This window comes from Mesorhizobium sp. CNPSo 4684, assembly GCF_057784315.1.
This window is the reverse complement of the sequence record NZ_JBWLUX010000012.1, coordinates 75,786-97,737: the sequence shown is the minus strand read 5'-3', so window position 1 is coordinate 97,737 and position 21,952 is coordinate 75,786. Positions and strand designations below refer to the sequence as shown.

The 21,952-nt window shown below is 62.2% G+C and carries 15 protein-coding genes and 1 pseudogene; 9 read left to right on the top strand and 7 right to left on the bottom strand.

The annotated features are described in order from the left end of the window. Positions 1 to 15 precede the first annotated feature (15 nt). A pseudogene (locus AC04SG_RS12995) lies at positions 16 to 204 on the bottom strand (glycosyl transferase); the annotation flags it as partial. Positions 205 to 1,398: 1,194 nt separating this feature from the next. Between AC04SG_RS12995 and AC04SG_RS12990 the strand changes: the two are divergent. From AC04SG_RS12990 to AC04SG_RS12970, 5 genes are all read left to right on the top strand, one after another. Further along, positions 1,399 to 1,713 carry a hypothetical protein gene (locus tag AC04SG_RS12990; protein WP_162712396.1) on the top strand — a complete coding sequence of 105 codons (315 nt, stop codon included), beginning with the start codon at positions 1,399 to 1,401 and terminating at the stop codon, positions 1,711 to 1,713. Between the two features lie 92 nt (positions 1,714 to 1,805). Further along, positions 1,806 to 5,249 carry a DUF4347 domain-containing protein gene (locus AC04SG_RS12985; RefSeq protein WP_488551348.1) on the top strand — a complete coding sequence of 1,148 codons (3,444 nt, stop codon included), beginning with the start codon at positions 1,806 to 1,808 and terminating at the stop codon, positions 5,247 to 5,249. Positions 5,250 to 5,606: 357 nt separating this feature from the next. Then, the gene (locus tag AC04SG_RS12980; RefSeq protein WP_488551347.1) at positions 5,607 to 7,910 is read left to right on the top strand and encodes a peptidase domain-containing ABC transporter; all 2,304 of its coding nucleotides are present in this window, start codon (positions 5,607 to 5,609) and stop codon (positions 7,908 to 7,910) included. Between the two features lie 73 nt (positions 7,911 to 7,983). Beyond that, a complete protein-coding gene (locus tag AC04SG_RS12975) occupies positions 7,984 to 9,345 on the top strand; it encodes an HlyD family type I secretion periplasmic adaptor subunit (RefSeq protein ID WP_488551346.1) in 1,362 nt (453 codons plus the stop codon). Positions 9,346 to 9,373: 28 nt separating this feature from the next. Then, positions 9,374 to 11,107, top strand: a complete 1,734-nt coding sequence (locus AC04SG_RS12970) for an SEL1-like repeat protein (RefSeq protein WP_488551345.1) — start codon at positions 9,374 to 9,376, stop codon at positions 11,105 to 11,107. Positions 11,108 to 11,537: 430 nt separating this feature from the next. Here the strand turns inward: AC04SG_RS12970 and AC04SG_RS12965 are convergent, their stop codons facing one another. From AC04SG_RS12965 to AC04SG_RS12950, 4 genes are all read right to left on the bottom strand, one after another. Further along, positions 11,538 to 12,560, bottom strand: coding sequence for a zinc-binding alcohol dehydrogenase family protein (locus AC04SG_RS12965; RefSeq protein WP_488551512.1), 1,023 nt, complete (start codon positions 12,558 to 12,560; stop codon positions 11,538 to 11,540). A 107-nt stretch (positions 12,561 to 12,667) separates the two neighbouring features. After that, positions 12,668 to 13,534 (bottom strand): sugar ABC transporter substrate-binding protein, encoded by an 867-nt coding sequence (locus AC04SG_RS12960; protein ID WP_488551511.1) that lies wholly within the window; start codon positions 13,532 to 13,534, stop codon positions 12,668 to 12,670. 142 nt (positions 13,535 to 13,676) lie between these two features. Continuing rightward, positions 13,677 to 14,462 carry an ATP-binding cassette domain-containing protein gene (locus tag AC04SG_RS12955; protein WP_488551344.1) on the bottom strand — a complete coding sequence of 262 codons (786 nt, stop codon included), beginning with the start codon at positions 14,460 to 14,462 and terminating at the stop codon, positions 13,677 to 13,679. After that, positions 14,459 to 15,409 (bottom strand): ABC transporter permease, encoded by a 951-nt coding sequence (locus AC04SG_RS12950; RefSeq protein ID WP_434221212.1) that lies wholly within the window; start codon positions 15,407 to 15,409, stop codon positions 14,459 to 14,461. The genes AC04SG_RS12955 and AC04SG_RS12950 overlap by 4 nt, the downstream gene beginning before the upstream one ends. Positions 15,410 to 15,678: 269 nt before the next feature. Here AC04SG_RS12950 and AC04SG_RS12945 point away from each other — a divergent pair, with 269 nt between their 5' ends. After that, positions 15,679 to 16,569 carry a GntR family transcriptional regulator gene (locus AC04SG_RS12945; RefSeq protein WP_488551343.1) on the top strand — a complete coding sequence of 297 codons (891 nt, stop codon included), beginning with the start codon at positions 15,679 to 15,681 and terminating at the stop codon, positions 16,567 to 16,569. 68 nt (positions 16,570 to 16,637) lie between these two features. Here AC04SG_RS12945 and AC04SG_RS12940 read toward each other — a convergent pair whose 3' ends face one another. Together AC04SG_RS12940 and AC04SG_RS12935 are read right to left on the bottom strand one after the other, a co-directional pair. After that, positions 16,638 to 17,231, bottom strand: a complete 594-nt coding sequence (locus AC04SG_RS12940; protein ID WP_488551342.1) for a DJ-1/PfpI family protein — start codon at positions 17,229 to 17,231, stop codon at positions 16,638 to 16,640. A 163-nt stretch (positions 17,232 to 17,394) separates the two neighbouring features. Continuing rightward, positions 17,395 to 18,093: a GntR family transcriptional regulator gene (locus AC04SG_RS12935; RefSeq protein WP_488551341.1), complete on the bottom strand. Its 699-nt coding sequence runs from the start codon at positions 18,091 to 18,093 to the stop codon at positions 17,395 to 17,397. A gap of 173 nt (positions 18,094 to 18,266) precedes the next feature. On the opposite strand from AC04SG_RS12935, the gene AC04SG_RS12930 reads away from it, so the two are divergent. The 3 genes from AC04SG_RS12930 to AC04SG_RS12920 are packed head-to-tail and all read left to right on the top strand — an operon-like array spanning position 18,267 to position 21,869. Continuing rightward, the gene (locus tag AC04SG_RS12930; protein ID WP_488551340.1) at positions 18,267 to 19,496 is read left to right on the top strand and encodes an iron-containing alcohol dehydrogenase; all 1,230 of its coding nucleotides are present in this window, start codon (positions 18,267 to 18,269) and stop codon (positions 19,494 to 19,496) included. Between the two features lie 58 nt (positions 19,497 to 19,554). Beyond that, positions 19,555 to 21,003: an NAD-dependent succinate-semialdehyde dehydrogenase gene (locus tag AC04SG_RS12925; protein WP_488551510.1), complete on the top strand. Its 1,449-nt coding sequence runs from the start codon at positions 19,555 to 19,557 to the stop codon at positions 21,001 to 21,003. 41 nt (positions 21,004 to 21,044) lie between these two features. Beyond that, the gene (locus tag AC04SG_RS12920) at positions 21,045 to 21,869 is read left to right on the top strand and encodes an alpha/beta hydrolase (RefSeq protein ID WP_488551339.1); all 825 of its coding nucleotides are present in this window, start codon (positions 21,045 to 21,047) and stop codon (positions 21,867 to 21,869) included. The last annotated feature ends 83 nt before the right edge of the window (positions 21,870 to 21,952 follow it).

The following is a 21,952-nucleotide window of genomic DNA, read 5'->3' as shown; positions in this document are numbered from 1 at the left end:
GGAGGCATAGGCATGATCGAGCGCCGCGTTGCGCGCCTGCTCAAAATTATGGAATGGGAATTCATGCAACTCGCCCGGCAGGTTGCGGGCAGCGAAGAACGATTTGACGAAATCCTGGGTCCCGTCGGTCGAGCCGGTGTCGCCGATAACCCAGCAGTCGATGTGGTCGACAACCGCCCCGAGACAGCGTTGAAGGTTCGCCATCTCGTTCTTGACGATCATGTTGAGACAGAGGCGCTTGCCGTTTGTCATGCGCTGACTATTGGCTCCCCGCAGGACTGAGCGCCGAGGCGGTCACATTTGTGCCAGGGTGTCGTTTGGGACAGCGATCCGCTCCGATGCGGACGTGTCCGAGCTTCATGCCCCATGTGCATTGCCCCCTGCCCCGGCCATTTTGCATGACCTCTCTTGCAAAGTATCGCTCATCCCTTCCTTTGCAAACGCGACCTCAGCGCCATCCATTGTTAGCCAGCACTTTCCATCGCAGCAAGGGCCTCGCGGTCGCCTTGGACGAAGGGGGCGAATAACCTTCCAATCGGGCCAATCGCTCACGCAAAAGCTCCGCCGCGATATCAAGGGGTCCGCCGCTAACGAAGGCGGAGCATCTTTAAGCCCCGGATTTTTCGATGCATTTGGCCACATGCGCGCCATCTCGATGTTTGCCAAGGTACTTAGCCGTGGTTGCGCAATTAACAAATCGTAAACAGGTTATTTACAAGTTGCTAATTTTATAATTTACTAATGCCTTATATATGGGAGGGTTTCCGCGGACCGGGCAATAGGCCTGTCGGTCCGTGCGGTCTGCGAAGCCAAGAGAGTATCTGGAGCAAGTCACTTCGTGCGTGAGGGCGCAGAGAGTGTTTGGTGGCATGCAAAGAAGACGTCGTACTGCCTTGAACTCAAGGTCAGCGTTTTCCCAACCTGATGTTCCCTTGCAAGTAGTCGATTCCCTCGCAAGTTGACGCGCATGTTGGGAGTTGGCTGTGGTTGGTGTGATACCAAGTGCGAAACGATGCGCCCGCGACGCAGGTTTCCGCTTCGCTCAACCCCTCAATTATCCGCACCTTCTCGCCAGCAAGGATTGCCCCGCGATTGACGGGTATTCCTCGGCGCCCTGTGGACCGCCGCACGCCTGCGAACTCCACACCCTCAGTGAAGACAAGTGGGACGCCGCTCGATCGAGCGGCACCAAGAGGCCGTCAAGCCTTGCGCGTGCGTTTCGTCGCAATGCGCGTCGCCGGTTGGTTCACGGAGCTGCAGGCTGCTCAATGCGGGCGGCTCGAGTGCCGATAGAAGCTGCGACCGGCCTCAGCGAGCGCGGACGCTCGGCAGCGATAGAAACCTAGGCACGAAACAAGACACACAGCGGCGCAGCCGCCGTCGACCAAGGAGGACATGATGAGCTACATAGCAGGGTTTGCGGTCATGGAAGTTGCCGTTAGAGGCGTCTTGCCCATCGGCGACACGACCGAAAATGTGCCTTATTTTATCCTGGACACGGCCAAGAGCGCCATCGTCGGTCAGGTCATTCTTCCCAAGGCCGCCAAGCGAAGCCTCGCCGTCGCTGTCACCGTCAAGGTTCCGGCCGCAGCCGGCTCATTTGCGATTGGCACGTTTGACGATGGCGGGAATTTCCAGGCCTGCAGCTTCCTGCGCGTAGAGAGCCCCGCTTTCGAACGTCCCGACGGCGCCGTCGGGCCGTCCGGACGATGATCCCTCCCAAGTTCCCTTGTCGCAACCGCTCGCCGGGAAAGCCGGTGGGCGGCTTCCCCTTGAATTGAATTCGAAGCCAACAGGAGCCAGTCATGGCCCGTGCCTCTGAAATTCTCTTTGTCGATCCTTCTATCTCCGATCTCGAGACCGTTCTCGGTAACCTGAGGTCCGAAGTCCGGGCTGTCGTGCTGGATGGCCGCCGACCGGCAGCGCAGCAGATCGCTGCCGCATTGTCAGGGCACGAAGGGCTCGACGCAGTGCACGTCATCGCGCACGGCGCGCCTGGCCGGGTTAGCTTCACCGCAGGTGAATGGTCGGCGGCCATACTGAACGGAGGCGCCGAGGACTTCGCCGCCATCGGCAGCGCGCTCGCCGCGGACGGCGAACTGCGGCTGTGGAGCTGCGAGACGGCATCGGGGAATGTCGGCGAGGCCTTCATAGCAGCGCTGGAAGAGGCCATCGGCGCGGACGTCCGCGCATCGAGGTCGCTGGTCGGTGCAGCGGCTTTGGGCGGCACCTGGGAATTATCCGCACAGGCTAGATCCTCCGCGCCTTTGCCGCCGCTGACTTCGCACGGTGTGGCAAGTTACACCGGCGTGCTCGCATCGGGTGACCTGACCCTCACTGGCACGATACAGGGCAACGGCAACAGCACTGCGGTCAACACCTATTATCTGGTGGACACGACAGGTAACGTAGTAGTCGGCAGTTTTTCACTTCCATCCGCGACTAACGGTGGTCTAGCTCTTTCGTTCGCTATAACTGTAACAATTCCAAATAACTTGCACGACTATATCATTTACGACGACAACTTCAACGTGTACGCTACACTTACGCACAACGCCGCCGGGACTGCTTTTGTTTTCGCGCCCGATGCCGGCAACAATGGCGACAATAACAATACGTTTACGCCGGCGACTCTCACCCTCACGCAGTCAGGCGCCACGGGCCCGACAGGTCCCGCAGGCCCGACCGGTGCCACAGGTGCGACCGGCGCAGGTGCGACCGGCGCGACGGGTGCCACCGGCGCCACCGGTGCGACCGGCGCAACTGGTGCGGGCTCGACCGGTGCCACAGGCGCGACTGGCGCTTCAGGTGGAACCGGCGCGACTGGCGCAACTGGCTCTACGGGTGCGACCGGCGATACCGGCGCGACTGGTGCAACTGGTGCGACCGGCGATACCGGTGCCACGGGTGCGACCGGCGACACCGGAGCCACGGGTGCAACCGGCGATACCGGTGCAACCGGCGACACCGGAGCAACTGGTGATACCGGAGCAACGGGCGCTACTGGCGACACCGGAGCAACTGGCGATACCGGTGCGACGGGCGCAACTGGCGATACCGGAGCAACGGGCGCTACTGGTGATACTGGAGCAACAGGCGCTACTGGCGATACTGGTGCAACTGGTGACACCGGAGCCACGGGCGCTACTGGCGATACTGGTGCGACCGGCGATACCGGAGCCACGGGTGCGACCGGTGATACGGGTGCGACGGGCGCAACCGGCGACACCGGAGCAACTGGTGCGACCGGCGATACGGGTGCGACGGGCGCAACTGGCGATACCGGCGCGACTGGTGCGACTGGCGATACTGGTGCGACCGGCGATACCGGAGCCACGGGTGCGACCGGCGATACCGGTGCCACGGGTGCAACCGGCGACACCGGAGCAACTGGCGATACCGGAGCAACGGGCGCTACTGGTGACACCGGAGCAACGGGCGCTACTGGTGACACCGGAGCAACAGGTGCGACCGGCGATACGGGTGCGACGGGCGCAACTGGCGATACCGGAGCCACGGGTGCGACTGGTGATACGGGTGCGACGGGCGCAACTGGCGATACCGGTGCGACTGGTGCAACTGGCGATACTGGTGCGACCGGCGATACCGGAGCCACGGGTGCAACCGGCGACACCGGAGCAACTGGTGCGACCGGCGATACGGGTGCGACGGGCGCAACTGGCGATACCGGCGCGACTGGTGCAACTGGCGATACTGGTGCGACCGGCGATACCGGAGCCACGGGTGCAACCGGCGATACGGGTGCGACGGGCGCAACTGGCGATACCGGCGCGACCGGCGATACCGGAGCCACGGGTGCGACCGGCGATACCGGTGCTACTGGTGCAACCGGCGACACCGGAGCAACTGGCGATACCGGTGCAACTGGTGACACCGGTGCCACAGGTGCAACCGGCGATACGGGTGCCACAGGTGCAACCGGCGATACGGGTGCCACAGGTGCAACCGGCGATACGGGTGCCACAGGTGCGACCGGCGATACCGGTGCAACTGGTGCAACTGGCGACACCGGAGCCACGGGTGCGACCGGCGATACCGGAGCCACGGGTGCGACAGGCGATACCGGTGCCACGGGTGCAACCGGCGACACCGGAGCAACTGGCGATACCGGAGCAACAGGCGCTACTGGCGATACCGGTGCCACGGGTGCAACCGGCGACACCGGAGCAACTGGCGATACCGGAGCAACGGGCGCTACTGGTGATACCGGAGCAACAGGCGCTACTGGTGATACCGGAGCAACAGGTGCGACCGGCGATACCGGCGCGACTGGTGCAACTGGCGACACCGGGGCAACGGGCGCTACTGGTGATACTGGAGCAACAGGCGCTACTGGCGATACTGGTGCCACAGGTGCGACCGGCGATACCGGCGCGACTGGAGCTACTGGCGATACCGGCGCGACTGGAGCTACTGGCGATACCGGAGCAACGGGCGCTACTGGCGATACCGGTGCCACAGGTGCGACCGGCGATACCGGCGCAACTGGTGCAACTGGCGACACCGGAGCAACTGGCGATACCGGCGCGACTGGTGCGACTGGCGACACCGGAGCGACTGGCGATACCGGAGCAACGGGCGCTACTGGTGATACTGGTGCCACAGGTGCGACCGGCGATACCGGCGCGACTGGTGCAACTGGCGACACCGGAGCAACTGGTGATACCGGTGCGACGGGCGCAACTGGCGACACTGGTGCAACTGGTGACACCGGAGCCACAGGCGATACCGGTGCCACGGGCTCGACCGGCGCCACGGGCTCGGCTGGTGCGACAGGTGCGACCGGAGCGACCGGCCCAGGCGGCGAGACTGGTGATCACAACCATGGCAATAACGGCTTTGGCAATGGAGATCAGGATGCACCTGGTAATTCTGGGAACAATAACAATGCCGAAAACGGCCCTGGTCACAACCACGCCAAGGTCACGTCCACCTCGCTCGGGCTGAAGGACTCTACGCAATTCCTGCAGTCCGGCTCGACTGACGGCAGCGGCGGTTCCGGCGGCAATACCTCGTTCGGCCACCTGATCAGCCTGGCGGCGACTTCGGTGACGACGGACCTGCTGAATGTCCTCAAGACGATCAGCGGATTCGGCAACAACCAGAACAAGCCGTCCGGGGCGAGCACGGATCTCACCACGGACCAGACCAAGCCTGGCGCCGGCTACGCCAGCAACGACCACGCGGTCAAGACGTCCCTGAAGGATCTCTTGAAGCCGCATGAGTGAGTAGGCAATGGAGCTGGACAGGGACTGGTCCAGATTGAGAACAGGCGCGCGGGCTTCGCTGGAAAGCGGGACCCGCGCGCTGACTATTCTAAATTGTTGGCTCGCAAAGCATCATCCCGCAGCGCCTGGCTTGCGAACCATGGTCAGCCACCATGACCAGAGACCATCGATGAAACGTACGCGCGGACTTCGCGGGAGGGCGGAATTCTCACGTTCACCACCTCCAGACACGGATTGGCATGAGAGTCGCGCGGCGGATCGGTTCGGAGTACAGTGCGGCACAACCGGAAACCTCGGCGGAAACGCCTCGGCCCGGGCATTTTCGAACCCTCGCCCTGCGTACCGGATGAGAAGTCCATGGTAAACGTGCCCGTAAACGCCGAAAATCAGCCGGTCTCGATCCGTGCAAGCTCCGAAGTCGACGGTGCAGCGCGCCAGGCCGGCGCGCGTAACGCTGCCGAGCGGGCTCCCGGCGGTCCCGCCGAGCGCAACCAGATCGCGCCACGCCTCAAGGCAGTACTGCAGGCCGCCCGTTATCATGGCGTCGAACTCGACCCCAACGAATTCAGGACAGCGAGCTCGGTTCCGACTGCTACCGATCTCTCCGAATGGGCGCAGAACGCCGGCATGTGGGCGCGTGCCCTGCGCATCCGCTGGTCGCACCTCTTGCGCTTCCAGGACACCGGACCGGTCGTGCTCTTGTTCAGCGATGGCGGCGCGGCCCTCCTGACCGGAGCGAGTGCGGAGCGCAATGTCGTCTTCCTCAAAAGTGCCGACGCGCCAGACGACGGTGAGGCCACCGCCATCGATGAGCTTCGGCTGTCGCGGGTGTGGACGGGCGAGGCGGTGCTGCTGCGCGCGACACGGTCGCACGTGGCGGCGGATGCGCCTTTCACCCTTCACTGGCTCACCCAGCTGGTGCGGCTAGAAAGCCAGCCCCTGCGCGACATAGCCATTGCCTCGTTCACGCTGAGCATCCTGACCATCCTGCCGCCACTCATCGTGATGACGTTGGTCAACAAGGTGCTGCAGTTCAACAGCATCTCGACTTTGCTGCTCTTGTCTGCGGTGATTGCCGTGGTCTTCGCCTATGAGACACTTCTTGGCCATGCGCGGCGACTGATCATCAACGTCGTCGGCGCCCGTCTGGACACCAAGCTGCAGTTGCACGTCTTTAGCCGGCTCTTGCGCCTGCCGCTCGATTATTTCGAGCGTCATCCGGCCGGCGAGACGATGTATCATCTGGCCCAAGTCTATCGTATTCGAGAGTTCCTGACCGGAAAACTCCTCAGCACGTTCCTGGATCTAATCACTCTGTGCGTGCTGGTACCGGTCATGTTCTACATCAACTCCACGCTCGCCTGGGTCGTAATGGCTTGCGCGGCCGTGATCATGCTGATCATCCTTGCCTTTCTCAAACCGCTGCGCCGCAGATACCAGCGAGTGGTCGAAGCCGAGACCTGGAAGTCGGCAGCGCTTGGCGAGACTGTCGTCGGCATCAAGACAGTGAAGGCGCTCGGCCTCGAGCCGCAGCGCAAGGCGCTCTGGGACGAGCGGGTGGCGGAAGCCGGGAAGGCTCGCCTCGCCTTCGGGCAGCTTGCAAGCTGGCCGCAGACGCTGGTCACGCCGATCGAACGCGTCATGGTGCTCGGCACCATGCTGGTCGGCGCCTATCTCGCGTTGAACGACCGCTCGGGCTACCTGGTTGGCAGCCTGTTCGCCTTCATGATGATCTCCCAGCGCGTAGCGCAGCCGCTGGTCGGCCTGGCGCGACTGGTTGAAGACTACGAGGAGGTCGGTGCAGCCATCGGCGAGGCGGCCTCGGTTCTCAACCGGCCGCTGGAGAGCAGTTCGAATTCCACCGGCCTGAGACCCAGGCTCGTGGGCGAGGTCACTTTCAGCGACCTGACCTTCAGCTACATCGCGACGAAGACACCGGCGCTTGACAGGATCAGCTTCCACATTCCCGCCGGCAGCATGTTTGGCATTGTTGGGCGCAGCGGGTCGGGAAAATCAACGATCGCGCGCCTCCTGCAGGGAATCAACCGCGACTACAGCGGTTTCCTCAAGCTCGATGGCGTCGACCTCAAGGAGATCAACTTACGCCATCTTCGCCAAGGACTCGGCGTGGTCCTGCAGGACAACTTTCTCTTTCGCGGGTCGATCCGCGATAACATCATCGCCGGGCGGCCAGGCCTGACGCTTTCCGATGCCATGCGTGCAGCACACCTCGCCGGCGCCCAGGAATTCATCGAGCGCATGCCCAATGGCTATGACACCTATATCGAGGAAGGTTCGCCCAATTTGTCAGGTGGTCAAAAGCAGCGGCTGGCGATCGCCCGCGCTCTCATCCACGATCCGACCATTCTCATCCTCGACGAAGCGACCAGCGCGCTCGACCCGGAGAGCGAGGCGGTGGTAAGCGCCAATCTCATGCGCATCGCCAGCGGGCGCACGATGATCATCGTTTCGCACCGGCTGTCCTCACTGACAGAATGCGACAACATCCTGGTTATGGATCAGGGTAAGGTCCTTGACGTCGCGCCGCATGCGACACTGCTCGAGCGATGCGCGCTTTATCGCCAGCTGTGGTCGCAGCAAAACCGGCACCTCGACGGCCGTCATGGCCGCCCGGTCGCCATCCCACCGCGGTTGGTTTGACGATGCCACAATTCAGGTCCGGTAACCCATGAGTAGCACCTCTCTCATCACCCTTCCGGCTCGGCGGCATCGGATGGAAACGAGGGATCCGACAACGCCGGCCATACTCGAGTTCCAGTGGCCGTCGACGGCTGTCGCCAATGCTCCTATCCCGCAGGCGGCGCGCGGCATCATCTGGGTCATCGCGAGCCTGGTCATCGCGCTGATCGCTGTGGCCGGACTGATACCGGTCGATCAGGTTGTAACGGCCAGAGGGCTGGTGGTGTCAAAATCGCCTAATATGGTCGTGCAGCCGCTGGAGACGGCGATCGTGCGCTCGATCGACGTGCGTGAAGGACAGCACGTGCAGGCCGGTCAAGTGCTTGCTCGCCTCGATGCGACTTTTGCTTCTGCCGATCTGGCGACGCTCGCCATGCAGGTTTCGACGCTTGAAGCTGAAGTCGCGCGGTTGAAGGCGGAAGCGGATGGCCGGGCTTTCGATTATGACGGTCTCGATCCAAGCTGGACCCTGCAGGCATCGATTTTTGAGCGCCGCAAGGCGGTCTATGACGCCAAGGTTGAGAATTTCGACCGCCAGCGCGACGAACTCAGTTCCGTAATCTCGCGCTCGCTATCGGATGCAGATGGCTACCGCCAGCGGCTCGCGGTCGCCGGCTCGATTGAGCAGATGCGCAAGCAACTCGAGGCAAGGCAGGTAGGCAGCCGCCTCAATACGCTGCTTGCCGAGGACAATCGCGCTGAGATGTCCCGGGCGCTCGGCAATGCCGAGCAGACCGCGCAAGCCGCAAAGCTCCAGCAGGCAGCGGTGGCCGCCGAGCGCGACGGCTATATTCAGGGTTGGCGAGCGGATGTTTCACAGAGCCTGTCCGAGGCCAGTTCGCGCATGTCCGACGCCCGCGAACTTCTCAACAAGGCAAAGCTGCGCAAGCAATTGGTCGAGCTGAAGAGCGAAGCAGACGCCATCGTTCAGTCGGTGGCCAAGGTCTCGGTCGGTTCGGTCCTGCAGTCCGGCGAGCGATTGATTACGCTGGTGCCGGCCAACGCGCCGCTTGAGATCGAGACAAACATCGTCGGCCGCAGCAGCGGCTTTGTGCATGTCGGCGACCCAGTGGTCATCAAGTTCGACACCTTCCCCTATTCGCAATACGGCCTTGCTCATGGCACCGTGCGGGCACTTAGCCCCGATTCCTTCTCTGCGCAGGAGCAAGCACGCGATCCGAACAGCTCCCTGGCTATGCTGCCGCCCGACGCCGAGCCGTTCTATCGCACGCGCATTTCCATCGACCAGGTCGCCCTCCACGGCGTACCTGCCGGTTTCACCGTGAGCCCCGGCATGCCTGTGACCGCCGACGTAAAGGTCGGCCGTCGCACAGTGCTCAAATACATTCTCGGTGTGATGCTCCCGGTCGGCCAGGAGGCAATGCGGGAGCCGTAGCGCACGGGGGTATCGGAGACTCGGATCGATGACAATCCTGGATCGGCTGACTGTTCTTGCTTCCCCGGCGGCAGCGTTGCGCCGGGCGATCCAGCTCGCTGACAGCGGCAAGCCCGCAGAAGCCTTTCCGCTGATGGCGAGCGCGGCGCGGGCGGGGATCGTCGACGCCGAGTACCGGGTCGCGCGTTGCTATCTCGAAGGCTCGGGTGTGCCGCCGAGCCGTGTGGAAGGCGCGCGATGGCTGATGCGGGCAGCCAATCACGGGAGCGCCGATGCGCAAGCGCTCCTCGCCGCTCTCTATTTGACGGGGCTGGTGGCTAAGGAAGCTGACGGCAACGGCGCCGAATCCAACCAATTGTTTGAACCAGATACCTCGGGCAAACCAGACTTCACGGCCGCGTTCGACTTTGCCACCAGGGCGGCCGAGGCGGGCTCGGCCGTGGGACAGGCTATCCTCGGCTATATACTTACCAGCGGCCCCAAACCAATGCGCAACGCAGATGCGGCGCACCGGTGGTACGAGAAGTCGGCTTCTGCCGGCTGCGCCGAGGGGTGTCTCGGCTTTGCCCTGTCGCTGGCCCGCAATGGCAAACGGGAAAACAGGGTCAGGGTTGCAAAAGAGGTAAGACGTGCCGCCGACGCCGGTCTGCCGACCGCAATCTACCTTCTCGCGGTTCTTACCGAGCACGGGCTGGGCGTCGCACGCGAAACGGCTGCAGCGGTTCAACTATATCAGGCTGCTGCGGAGAGAGGCCTTCCCTCCGCCCAGTTCCGGTTGGGATTAGCCCTGATTGATGGTGCATTTGTCGACCAGGATATTGCTGCTGGAGAGGCGTGGATGCGGCGTGCCGCGTTGGCAGGCAATATCGAGGCCGCCTATCTCCTCGGCGAGCGCTATGTGAAGACGCAGCGGCCGGATTTTGCAGAATCCGCAAACTGGTACCGGCGGGCGGCCGAAGCAGGCCATCAGGCCGCCGCCCGCGCGTTGGCCTCGCTCTATTTGACGGGGAACGGCGTGGCTCAGGATCTCGAAGAGGGAGCACGCTGGCTGCGCGCCGCTGCAAATGGCGGCAATCAGGAAGCACAGGTCGATCTCGCCAATCTTGTTCTCGAAGGAGCCGGCGAGCCCGATGATCATGCAAGTGTTGCCGGATGGTTCGAAGCGGCCGCATCATCGGGGGACCTGATAGCGGCGTTCAACCTTGGGCTCTGCTTCGCCAACGGAGTCGGCGTCCGCCAGGACGAGGGGCAAGCGGCGCAATGGCTAAGGCGCGCGGCTGAAGGTGTCGCCGAGGCGCAATATATGTACGCCCGCCTCCTGCAAGATGGACGCGGCGTGGCGCCCGACCCATCGCAGGCCCGCCTCTGGTTTGCTCGGGCAGCCAATGCCGGCATGCTCGACGCGCAGGTGGCGCTTGCCGAGATGCTGCTCAACGGGCGCGGGGGCACATGTGAGCCAAAGGTTGCCATGCAGCTGTTCGAGCGCGCCGCTCTCGACGGTCACGCCGGAGCGATGTTTGCACTTGGCGCGCTGTATGGTGCTGGCCAGGGCGTGCCGGTCAGCCAAACGGTAGCGCAGAAGTGGTACGCAGCCGCTGCTGGACGTGGGCATGGCCAAGCCCAACTCATGCTCGGGCGTTATTTCTCAAGGGGTATCGCTGGGGAGCGCGACCCGGTAGCCGGTCGCCTGTGGCTCGAGCGCGCGGCAGCCTACGGTATCAGTGAAGCGGCCGACGAACTTGCCGAACTCGCCTCGGGTTGAGGCCCGCATAGTGCTGGCACGCCAAACGCATGTCTGCCACGAATGAGGATCCCGAAGAATTCTAGGTTTGGTGCGGAAGCCATTGGCCGCCCAACCATAGATCTCTCCCAGCAAGTTTCGATACCCATCGAGTTCTCGGATTTCACGCGCCGTCAGGTCGGGTTCTCAGACGATCGGCCATCCAGCATTGTGCAAGCACTGTGTGGCCAAGGTTCAGGATGTGTAGCTTCAGCCTCTCGATGGGCCCAAGGTCGTCAACAAACGCGCTAGCAGGATGCCTGCAGGGCAATCTCAGCCCGGCCTGCCTTTTCCTTCACCATCGATCGTATTCGTTCTCAATTAGCTTCGAAAGGGTTAGGTGCTGCGCATTCGGCCGCCAGCCCAAGTGTGATCCGCCTGCTGCGAAATGTGACCATCGTGTCTGCTGAACTCACGCGGATCCTGCCACATCGATGACGGCCTTGATCAGACCGGACTTCTGCCGCGCCCAGATCGCGATGTCGCGGGGGCTGTTGCGCAGGGTCGTGCGGTGGGTGACGAGTTGGTCAATTGGTATTTTACCGGCCCGGATCGAGGCAATGACGTGCTGGAAATCACTGTGCGTCGCATTGCGACTGCCGATCAGCATCATTTCCCGCTTGTGGAACTCGGGATCGGAGAAGGTTATGTCGTCCGGCACGACGCTGACCATCACCATGACGCCGCCATGGGCGACATAGGTGAAGGCCGACTGCATCGAACGGCTGTTACCCGTGGCGTCGAAGACGACATCGAAGCCTGCTTTGACGGTTCGCTCCGCTATCGTCTCAATGATCGATCCCTTCGATCCGTCGATCACCAGGAAACCCAATTGCGCGGCAAAGGCCAACCGCTCGGTGTCGACGTCCATGACGGTCACGCTTTGTTGCGCGATGCGGGCAAAAAGAGCGGTGCCGAGGCCGATCGGCCCGGCGCCGATGACCAGGTTGCGATTGCCTGGCCCAGCCATCGATCTGCGCACCGCGTGCGCACCGATGGCCAGAAACTCGACCGTGGCCGCCTCGACCAATGACAGGCCGGTCGCTGGAATCAAGTTCTGTGCCGGCACGAGAAGCTGCTCACTCATGGCACCGTCACGGTGCACGCCCAGCACCTCGATTGCCACGCAACAGTTCGGCTTGCCCTGGCGGCAGGCCGTACACTTGCCGCAGGCAAGATAGGGATTGACGAGAACTTGCTCTCCGACCGCCATCGCCCCTGGCGCGTTGATCGCCGCGATCGTTCCCGAAACCTCATGGCCCATGACCCGTGGATAGGCGAGGTAGGGATGCTTGCCCTCGAAGATGTGGAAGTCGGTTCCACAGATGCCGACATGGGCGACGTCGACCAGTGCCCAGCCCTCCGGCGGACTGCCCGGCGCAGGCCGCTCTTCGAACACCAGTCTGCCGGGTTCGACGCATCGGACGATCTTGATGGCAGGGTCCATGACCGTAATTTCATCCCTTCGCTAGCGGCGCTCTTCATCCCAGTGTCGACAACAGGAAGTGGTCCGGCGGAGCAATCCGCCGGACCATTGCTGGATCACTCGAAGTCCTTGACGTTCTGCAGCGTCACGAGGCCGGCGCCGGTATCAACATTGGCCTCGACGGCTTCCCCCCGGATCGCCTTGACGACGGTGTCGATGCCAAGCTCGCCCATTTTTGCCGGAAATTGTGCAACGCTGGCGTCTTCCGCGCCCGACTTGATCGCTTCGATCTCGCCGCAGCAGGCATCGAAGCCGACCAGGATGATCTTGTCGTTGGCAATGCCCGCATTGCTGATCGATTTGACAGCGCCCGGGATTGGCGGGCCACAGGCGGCGTAGATCGCCTTGAGATCGGGATTGGCGGTCAGGATGTCTTCAGTCACTGACGTGCCAAGTTCGAGTGTGCAATTGGTTGCACCTTTGCCGACGACCTCGACCTTGACGTCGCCGAGACCCTCCATCATGCCGGTGACCCGGTCGTCCAGCGCCGGCACCCCGGGCACCCCTTGCAGGATGCCGATCTTGTCGCCGCTCTTGAGCACGGTCTTCAGGTACTCTCCGGCGATCTTGCCGCCATTGAGATTGTTGGTCGAAACCAGTGCCGTCTGGCCTTTCCAGTCAGGTATGCTGTTGTCGACGAGAACCACCTTGATGCCGGCAGCGACCGCCTTGTCGAGCGCCGGCGCTACGGTCGGATCGACCGGAGTGATCGCCAGACCCTTGACGCCTTGGGTGATCATGGATTCGATCAGCGCGATCTGACCCTCGATGTCGGTGGCCGCCTGGCCCTGACCGGTGACCAGCTCGATCTCTGGATGAGATGCCGCGTATTTCTTGGCGGCGTCCTCCATGGTCGAGTAGAACGGCACCGGGAATTTCGTAATCAGGCCGACCTTGATCTTGTCGGCGGCCGAAGCCGGCATCGCGAACGCAACGGCGATCGCCAGCCCAGCGGACAGTTTTCGGTTCATTGACATTCCATTCCTCCCTTGGAATTGAGGCGTCTTCCGGCGGAAGTCGCTTCAGGCATTTGCGGACCGGAACGGTCCCCAAATCTCGAACGGGTCAGGCTCCAACGATCATGGAAACCAGCTCCTGTTTGTTGTCCTTGGTCGGCATGAGTTCACCAACCTTGCGACCCTGGCGAAGCACCACGGCGCGATCGGCAAGCTCGACGACATGTTCCATATTGTGAGTTATCAGGATGACGGCGTTGCCCTGATCGCGCAGCGCAGCGACCAGATTGAGCACCTGGCGTGATTCACGCAGGCCAAGTGCTGCGGTTGGCTCATCCAGGATCACGACCTTGCGGGCAAATACGGTCGACCGGGCCACCGCAATGGCTTGCCTTTGCCCACCCGACATCATGGCAACGACGGCGTCCAGCCGCGGCAGCGTAACCTTGAGGTTTGTCAATAAAACGCGGGTTTCGGCGTCCATCTTGCGCTGTTGAAGAAATCGCAGGCCGCGTGGAAGCCATTGCGGCCAGGCCAGTTCGCGACCGGCAAAGAAGTTTTGTCCCGGCGTCAGATTGTCGAACAGCGCCAGGTCTTGATAAACGGTCTCGATGCCGGCAAAGCGCGCATCCGCAGGGGAGCGTATCTGCGTTGGCGCACCGTCCAGAAGGATTGCGCCGGCATCGAGTTGGTGCACGCCGCTGATGCATTTGGTCAGTGTCGATTTGCCCGCGCCATTGTCGCCGAGAAGCCCGAGGATCTCACCGCGCCGGACCTCGATGCTGACATCGTCCAACGCCACAACCGAGCCGAAACGCTTGGTAGCACCGCGCACTGCCAGCACGAGATCATCCGTTGTGGCTGCATGATCGACGCTGGTCGCAACGGCGCTCATGACTGCCTCCCGGCCTGCATGACACGCACACGCCCTTCGAGATAGTTGCGCAGCACGTCGGACTCGACCGCTATGACGATGACCACGCCGATGACGATGAGCTGGAAGAAGACGTTGACGTTGAGCAGGTTGAGCGCGTTGCGGATGACGCCGATCATGATGGCGCCGATCAAGGCGTGGCCGAGATGGCCGCGGCCGCCAAGAAAACTGGCGCCGCCAATGATCACCGCCGCGATCGTATCCAGTTCCAGCAGATTGCCGAACAAGGGCGAACCGGCATCGGTGCGGCCGGCAAGGATGACGGCGCCGATGCCGGCACACAGTCCTGAGATCACATAGACCGAAACCAGAACCCATGAGACGGGGATGCCCATGCGCACGGCGGCGTCGGGCCGGCCGCCTACGGCATAGATCCAGCGGCCCCAGACCATCGTTTTGGCCATGACGAAAAGGACCGCTGCAACGCCGGCAACGACGAAAACCGATCCCGGCAGACCCCAGACCGCCTCGCGGCCAAGTGCGTCGATCGAACCCGGCATGCCAGGGATGGCGCGCCCGTCGGCCAGTTGCAGCGCCAACCCCTTGGCGATGCTCAATGTCGCCAGCGTGATGATAAAAGGATGCGGCAGCCGGCCGAAGACGTAGAAGAGCCCGTTGATGGCGCCCACCGCGGCACCGCATCCAACCATCACCGCGATCACCACGATGGCAGGAGCGCCGGCATGAAAGCTGAGCGCGCCGACGACGGAAGCCAGTGCAACGTTCGAGCCGACGGAGAGATCGATCCCGCGTGTCAGAATGACCAGATGCTGGCCCATTGCCACCACCGAGATGACGGCGGTCTGGGCGAGGATGTTGCTGAGGTTGCGCCCTGTGAGGAAATAGGGTGACAGAAAGCTGAGAACGACGATCAGCAGCACCAGGATGACGACGGGACCAGCGCTCAGCAGGGCCAGGCCAAGCGCAAGGCCGGGAACAGCTTCCTGCTTCCTGGAAGCTGGCAACGCGGCCTCGCCGGCAGTGGTGCCGGTGTTTCCCGTTTCAGGCAAAATTCCCCTCCCCGCCGAAGCTCGTGCGAGCCGCGTCGTCAAAAACTCAAATCGTGCTTACGTCCTCTTCTTATCGATAAAAAACAACTGGTATGGTTGGGTCAAGTTGTTTTTTATGGATAAAGTTCATGCTAAAAAGGACAAGGTATTGTTTGGAGGAAGGTGCGATGCGAACCGACACCGTCTACAAGAAGGCCTTCAATCGAACTGCAACTATGCTGCGCGATGGACAACTGGTCGGGGGGCTTCCCTCCGAAAATGAGCTGAGGCGGCTCATCGGCGTCAGCCGCACCACCGTTCGAAAGGTTCTGCAAGAACTTGTTCGCCGCGAGCTTGTCACCGTACGCGACGGCATCAGGACAGTGGGACGAGAGGTCGATGAGAACGACTGCTATCCCGACTCCGAAACAACGCCACGCGCCAAGCATGTCGAACAACAATTCATGGAGTGGATGCTGCGGGGTGACACCAGGCCCGGAACAAGTATCAACGAGCTGGAGCTCGCACGGCAGTTCGGTGTGGCGACCAACGGAATTCGCGAGTTCCTGATCCGCTTCAGCCGCTTTGGGCTGATCGAGAAAAGACCTAATACAGGCTGGCTTTTCAAGGGCTTTACGGAGGATTTCGCTCTCGAGCTGTTCGAGATTCGAGTGATGTTTGAACTGCGTTCCGCGCAACTGTTTTCGCGGCAGCCAGACAGTTCTCCCCTTTGGTCAAAACTCGCCGCGCTGAAGGTGGCGCATGCCGATTTGTTGCAGCAGATTGAAAGCCGCTTTCACGACTTCTCCGGCCTCGACAACCGCTTCCACAGGCTCATAAACGAGGCGTCACCGAACCGCTTCATCGATGATTTCTACGACATCATCACCTTCATTTTTCACTACCACTATCAATGGAACAAGCAGGACGAAAAGCAGCGCAACCAGGCAGCGATCCTCGAGCATGTTGCTTATATCGATGCACTCGAAAGTCGCGATCCCGAGCGCATTGAACGGGCGTGCAAGGCGCATCTCGCTTCGGCAAGGGCAACGCTGATGCGGTCGCTGATCTGGGCTTGATGAATGACGCACATAGCCGCGCGTTGGTGAGCCGACGCATCCCCTCAGGAATGCGTCGAACGAAAGGCTCAGGCGTGGCGGATTTCGGTCCCCAGCACCTTCAGGCATTCGCGGATGAACGCCGCAAGCGCCGTCCAACCCTTGGCCGAAACCATCGTCCCATCCACATAGGCGTCGGTGGGAGAGAGGTCGATGTAGGTGCCGCCGGCAAGGGTCACCTCCGGCTCGCAAGCCGCGAGCGCCGCCACCTTCTTGCCGCGGACGACGCCGTCGACCGCGATCAGAATCTGGACGCCATGGCAGATCGTGAAGATCGGCTTTTTGGCCTCGTGAAAATGACGGACCACCGCCTGCACGCGCTTGTCGGTGCGGATGTATTCCGGGCCACGACCGCCGGCGCAGTAGACAGCATCGTATTGGCTCAGCTGCTTCTCTGCGTCGGAAAAGGTCTTGTTGATCAGCGCATTGTGGCCGGGTTTTTCGGTGTAGGTCTGGTCGCCTTCGAAATCGTGCAGCGACGTCTTGATCATATCGCCGGCATTTTTGTCGGGGCACACGACGTGGATAGTGTGTCCCACCGCTTCCATCGCCTGCTGATAGACGAAGATTTCATATTCTTCGGTGAATTCACCGGTCAGCATCAGTATCTTCTTGCCTGGCATGGCGCTTCCTCTCGGCTTGTTTCGAGGCGAGGCGCACTTCGCGCCCGCCTTCTACGGGATCAAGATCGGGTCAAATCGCGGACTGGGGAACGATATTCCTTGGCGTGGCCGTGGGTGATCGGCGGCTCGTTGACGATGCTTCGGACAAGCGACATCGCGATGGCTACTCGAACGCAGGCAGGAGCCGGTCCCGCGAATTCTCGATGTGCACGCGCATGGCCTTTTCGGCGGCGTCGGGATCGCCCGCAGCGAAGGCAGCGAGAATAGCCTCGTGCTCGTCGAGCGCCTCTTCGGTCACCCGCGAGTGGTACATCAGGCGGAAGATATGGAAGTGGGTGTGCTGGTGATTCAGCGTCTCGCGAATGAGCTCGTTCTGGGCGAACTCGACGATCTTGTCGTGGAAGATCGCATCCTGACGGGCGAAGTTCGAATAACGCAGGCGTTCATCTTTCCCCACCCGCCGGGCCATGACGCCAGCCGCCTCCCGCAGCACGGTCAGGCGCTCATCGTCCATTGTGGCAGTGGCTTTGGCCGCCGCGGCAGGTTCAAGCAGAAGGCGCAGCTCGTAAAGCTCGTCAAAGCGCCTGCGGGTGATTTGCGGAGCGGCCCGATACCCGATCAGGTGGGTCTTCAACACCAGGCCCTCACCCTCCAACCGGCCAAGCGCTTCCCGAATGGGAGTATGCGAGACGTTGAACTCCTTGACGAGGTTGTCGACGGTGATGCGCGATCCCGGAGCAATTCTCAAAGACATCAGTTGCGCGAAGATTGCCTCGTAGACGTCGCCGGCAAGGCTGTTGGCGCGCTGGATGCGGCCGCTCGCGCGGGCTTCATCGTCAACCGTCAGGTCGGTGTTCTGCATCGTTTGCCTCTTGACAGAGGCACCCCACTAACACGATGCTCCGCCCAATTCAATCCTATATCCTATACGATTTCATAGAGGATACGCATGAGAATCACCCGGAGCGTCGCGGCCGGTCTCCGGAACGAAGCCAATTCTCTTGGCTCCCAATCCGCCTTCGAAGGATCCTGTGCATGACCTTGTTTGCAGCGGCGCGCCTGCCGCGCGAGATTCTGTTCGGCAAAGGCCAGCGCCATGTGCTGCCTGTCGTTGCCGCCAGATATGGGCGGCGCGCGTTCGTCTGTACCGACGAGCGTTTCGCGGCGACATCGCAGTTCGCCGAAATTCTTGCTGGCTTGCACAACGCGGCGATAGACACGCTGGTCTACGACCAGACGCTGCCGGATGTGCCCCGCGACAGCGTCCCTGCCTGCATTGCGGAGGCGAAGGGTTTCAAGCCGGACATGGTGATCGGAATCGGCGGCGGCAGTTGCCTCGACATGGCCAAGTGTGCAGCACTTCTGCTCAGCCATGGCGGCAGGCTCGAGGATTACTATGGCGAGTTCAAGGTACCAGGTCCTACCCTTCCCGTGATCGCCGTGCCGACCACGGCCGGGACCGGCTCAGAGGTGACCCCCGTCGCGGTGATCTCCGATCCGGATCGGACGCTGAAGGTAGGTATCTCGAGTCCCCACCTCATCGCCGCTGTGGCGCTTTGCGACCCGGACCTGACGGCGACATGTCCACCCTCACTGACGGCGATCGCCGGCGCCGACGCGCTGACGCACGCAATCGAGGCTTTCACCGCCGCCAAACGCGGCGCTGATCCTCATTTGCCGCAGCAGCATGTCTTCGTCGGCAAGAGCGCTCTGACCGACCATTTCGCGCTTCTGGCCATCAGGCTGCTTGGCCGCAGTCTCGAAAAGGCATATCGCGACGGATCGGACGAGGATGCGCGCGCCGATGTCATGATGGGAGCGCTGGCCGCCGGTTGCGCCTTCGGCACGGCGGGAACGGCAGCCGCGCATGCGGTGCAATACCCCGTCGGCGCGCTTACCCATACTGCGCATGGTCTGGGCGTCGCCACCATGCTGCCCTATGTGATGAACTACAACCTTGCCGCCGCGGTCGCAGAGATTGCCGAAGTCGGCGCTGCCCTCGGCCTTCCCCCTAAGAGCGGCGACGGTGCCGATGCATGGGCGCACGCCACCATCCGGGAGGTGAGCCGGCTGTTTGGCGCCATCGGCATCCCACCGACCCTGGCCAAACTTGGCCTTGCCGAGGACAAGATCGACTGGACGGCTGAGCAGGCGCTCGGCATCGACCGGTTGATCAAGAACAATCCCCGTCCCTTCGACTTCGCCGCGATGCGACGGCTGGTCAGGGCTGCTTATGACGGCGACATGTCCGCCACCATGATGTGATCGACCAGGAGTTCACCCAATGAATATCGCCGCAGGCATATCCGACGAGGATCAAGATATGTTCGACTACGCCACGGTCTCGCACGGTCTCTACATTGGCGGACGCTGGCAGCCCTCGTCGGAGGGTCGCGTGATCGAGGTGGTTGATCCATCGACGGAAGCCGTGATCGCGGCGGTTCCCGATGCCACCCTCGCCGACGCTGCTGCCGCGGTCGATGCGGCCGCCAAGGCAGCGCCCGGGTGGCGCGAGACCCCGCCGCGCAGGCGTTCGGAAATCCTGCGGCGTTGCTTCGAACTGATGACCGAGCGGGCGGAGACGTTGGCTGCGCTGATCTCGCTGGAGAACGGCAAGGCGCTGCGCGATGCGCGTGGTGAAGTCGCTTACGCGGCGGAATTTTTTCGCTGGAACGCCGAGGAGGCGGTCCGCATCAGCGGCGAGTTCGGCATTGCGCCCTCGGGCGCGAACCGGATTATTGTCGACTACCAGCCCATCGGCATTTGCGTGCTCATCACGCCATGGAATTTTCCGGCCGCCATGGCGACACGCAAAATCGCGCCGGCGCTGGCGGCCGGCTGCACGGTTATCCTGAAGCCCGCCAGCGAGACGCCGCTGACCGCCTATGCGCTAGCAGCGCTCTACGCGGAAGCCGGCGTGCCGCCTGGCGTCGTCAACGTCCTGACGACCTCGACCCCAGGGCCGGTGACGGCGGCCATGCTGGCCGATCCACGCGTGCGAAAGCTGTCATTCACCGGCTCGACTGGCGTCGGCCGCCTGCTCCTTGCCGAGGCCGCAAAACACGTCATCTCCTGTTCCATGGAACTTGGCGGCAACGCACCGTTCATAGTCTTCGACGACGCCGACCTGGAAGCGGCGCTCGACGGGGCGATGGTTGCCAAGATGCGCAATGCCGGCGAAGCCTGCACCGCCGCCAACCGCCTTTACGTGCAGGCCGGCATCCATGATGCCTTCACCGATGGGTTGAGCAAACGCATGGCCGCGCTCACAATAGGCCCTGGCACACACTCGGAAACCGAGTGTGGTCCGATGATCACCAGGAAGTCCGTGGACAAGATCGACCGGCTCGTCCAGGACGCGGTTGCCCGTGGCGCCAAGGTTCTGTGCGGTGGAGCGATCGCCGAAGGCAAAGGTTACTTTTACCCACCGACGGTGCTTCGCGACGTGTCGGCTGACGCGGCAATGGTACATGAGGAGATATTCGGTCCGGTGGCGCCGATCATGCGCTTCGGCAGCGAGGCGGATGCCATCGCAAAGGCCAATGACACCGAATACGGTCTCGCGGCCTACATCTACACGCGTGACCTGGCTCGGGGGATGCGTGTGGCATCGAAGATCGAGTCGGGCATGATCGCCCTGAACCGCGGCCTGATGTCGGATCCGGCGGCGCCTTTCGGCGGGGTCAAGCAGAGTGGGCTGGGCCGCGAAGGTGGCCAGAAGCACGGCGTTGCCGAGTTCATGGAGGCGAAGTACATCGCCGTGACCCTGTGACCAGACATCACGCCAAGGATCCGTTTCGCATTCGCGATCATGTGGTCGAGTTCGACGACATCGTCGCCGAGATCGTTCGCAGAAGCGAGAACACCAGGGCGAGCGTTTCAATGGTCGCCGATGTCGCCTACGGAGCTGACGCAACCGAAACCATGGATCTGTTCTTTCCGGAAGGCAGACGAGACCGGCTGCCGGTGCACATGTTCATCCATGGCGGCTACTGGCGCATGTTCTCCAAACGGGATTATTCCTACGTCGCCGACACGGTGACGCGCGCAGGTGCGATCGCGGTCATTGTCGATTACGCGCTGATGCCTGCGGTGCGGATGGCCGCGATCGTCGATCAGGTGCGCCGTGCCAAGCGATGGGTACTCGAGCACATCGCCGACCATGGGGGCGATCCCGGCCGACTGACTGTCAGCGGCCACTCCGCCGGTGCCCATCTCGCCACCATGCTGTTCAATGATCCGAGCCTATCGTCAGACATCAGAGGCGCGCTGCTCCTTGGTGGGTTGTATGAGTTGAAGCCTCTACAGACCTCGTTCCTAGCCACCGAGATCGCTATAACGGATGAGGAGGCCACCAATTTGTCGCCTCTGACACATGACTTCGATCCGTCAGTAGATGTTGCGATCGCGATCGGCGGCGAGGAAACGCCGCCGTTTCTTGGCCAGGCCGAGGCATTCGCCAGGCATTTGAGACAACAGGGGCTACATGTCTCTCAAACCATCATCGCCGGCGCCGATCACATGAGCAGCGTTCGCGACCTCGGTATGGATGGAACCCACGCTGCGGATTGTCTGGCCAAGCTTATCCAGCGCGATGGAACTCCTGCACACAATGCAGCGACCAGGTCAGTGCCATAAAACGGGGAGCGATGGTCGGAGCGGTCAGCAACATGAAGATGAAAATGTGGATTCCCCTGCGGACCAACAGTCAGGTGTTCTTG

Excerpts from the sequence above, each read along its gene's own strand:
- AC04SG_RS12970 (WP_488551345.1), top strand. The coding sequence starts at position 9,374 with ATGACAATCCTGGATCGGCTGACTGTTCTTGCTTCCCCGGCGGCAGCG.
- AC04SG_RS12935 (WP_488551341.1), bottom strand. The coding sequence starts at position 18,093 with ATGCAGAACACCGACCTGACGGTTGACGATGAAGCCCGCGCGAGCGGC.
- AC04SG_RS12975 (WP_488551346.1), top strand. The coding sequence starts at position 7,984 with ATGGAAACGAGGGATCCGACAACGCCGGCCATACTCGAGTTCCAGTGG.
- AC04SG_RS12945 (WP_488551343.1), top strand. The coding sequence starts at position 15,679 with ATGCGAACCGACACCGTCTACAAGAAGGCCTTCAATCGAACTGCAACT.
- AC04SG_RS12925 (WP_488551510.1), top strand. The coding sequence starts at position 19,555 with ATGTTCGACTACGCCACGGTCTCGCACGGTCTCTACATTGGCGGACGC.
- AC04SG_RS12960 (WP_488551511.1), bottom strand. The coding sequence starts at position 13,534 with ATGCCGGCTTCGGCCGCCGACAAGATCAAGGTCGGCCTGATTACGAAA.
- AC04SG_RS12990 (WP_162712396.1), top strand. The coding sequence starts at position 1,399 with ATGAGCTACATAGCAGGGTTTGCGGTCATGGAAGTTGCCGTTAGAGGC.
- AC04SG_RS12955 (WP_488551344.1), bottom strand. The coding sequence starts at position 14,462 with ATGAGCGCCGTTGCGACCAGCGTCGATCATGCAGCCACAACGGATGAT.
- AC04SG_RS12930 (WP_488551340.1), top strand. The coding sequence starts at position 18,267 with ATGACCTTGTTTGCAGCGGCGCGCCTGCCGCGCGAGATTCTGTTCGGC.
- AC04SG_RS12985 (WP_488551348.1), top strand. The coding sequence starts at position 1,806 with ATGGCCCGTGCCTCTGAAATTCTCTTTGTCGATCCTTCTATCTCCGAT.
- AC04SG_RS12940 (WP_488551342.1), bottom strand. The coding sequence starts at position 17,231 with ATGCCAGGCAAGAAGATACTGATGCTGACCGGTGAATTCACCGAAGAA.
- AC04SG_RS12980 (WP_488551347.1), top strand. The coding sequence starts at position 5,607 with ATGGTAAACGTGCCCGTAAACGCCGAAAATCAGCCGGTCTCGATCCGT.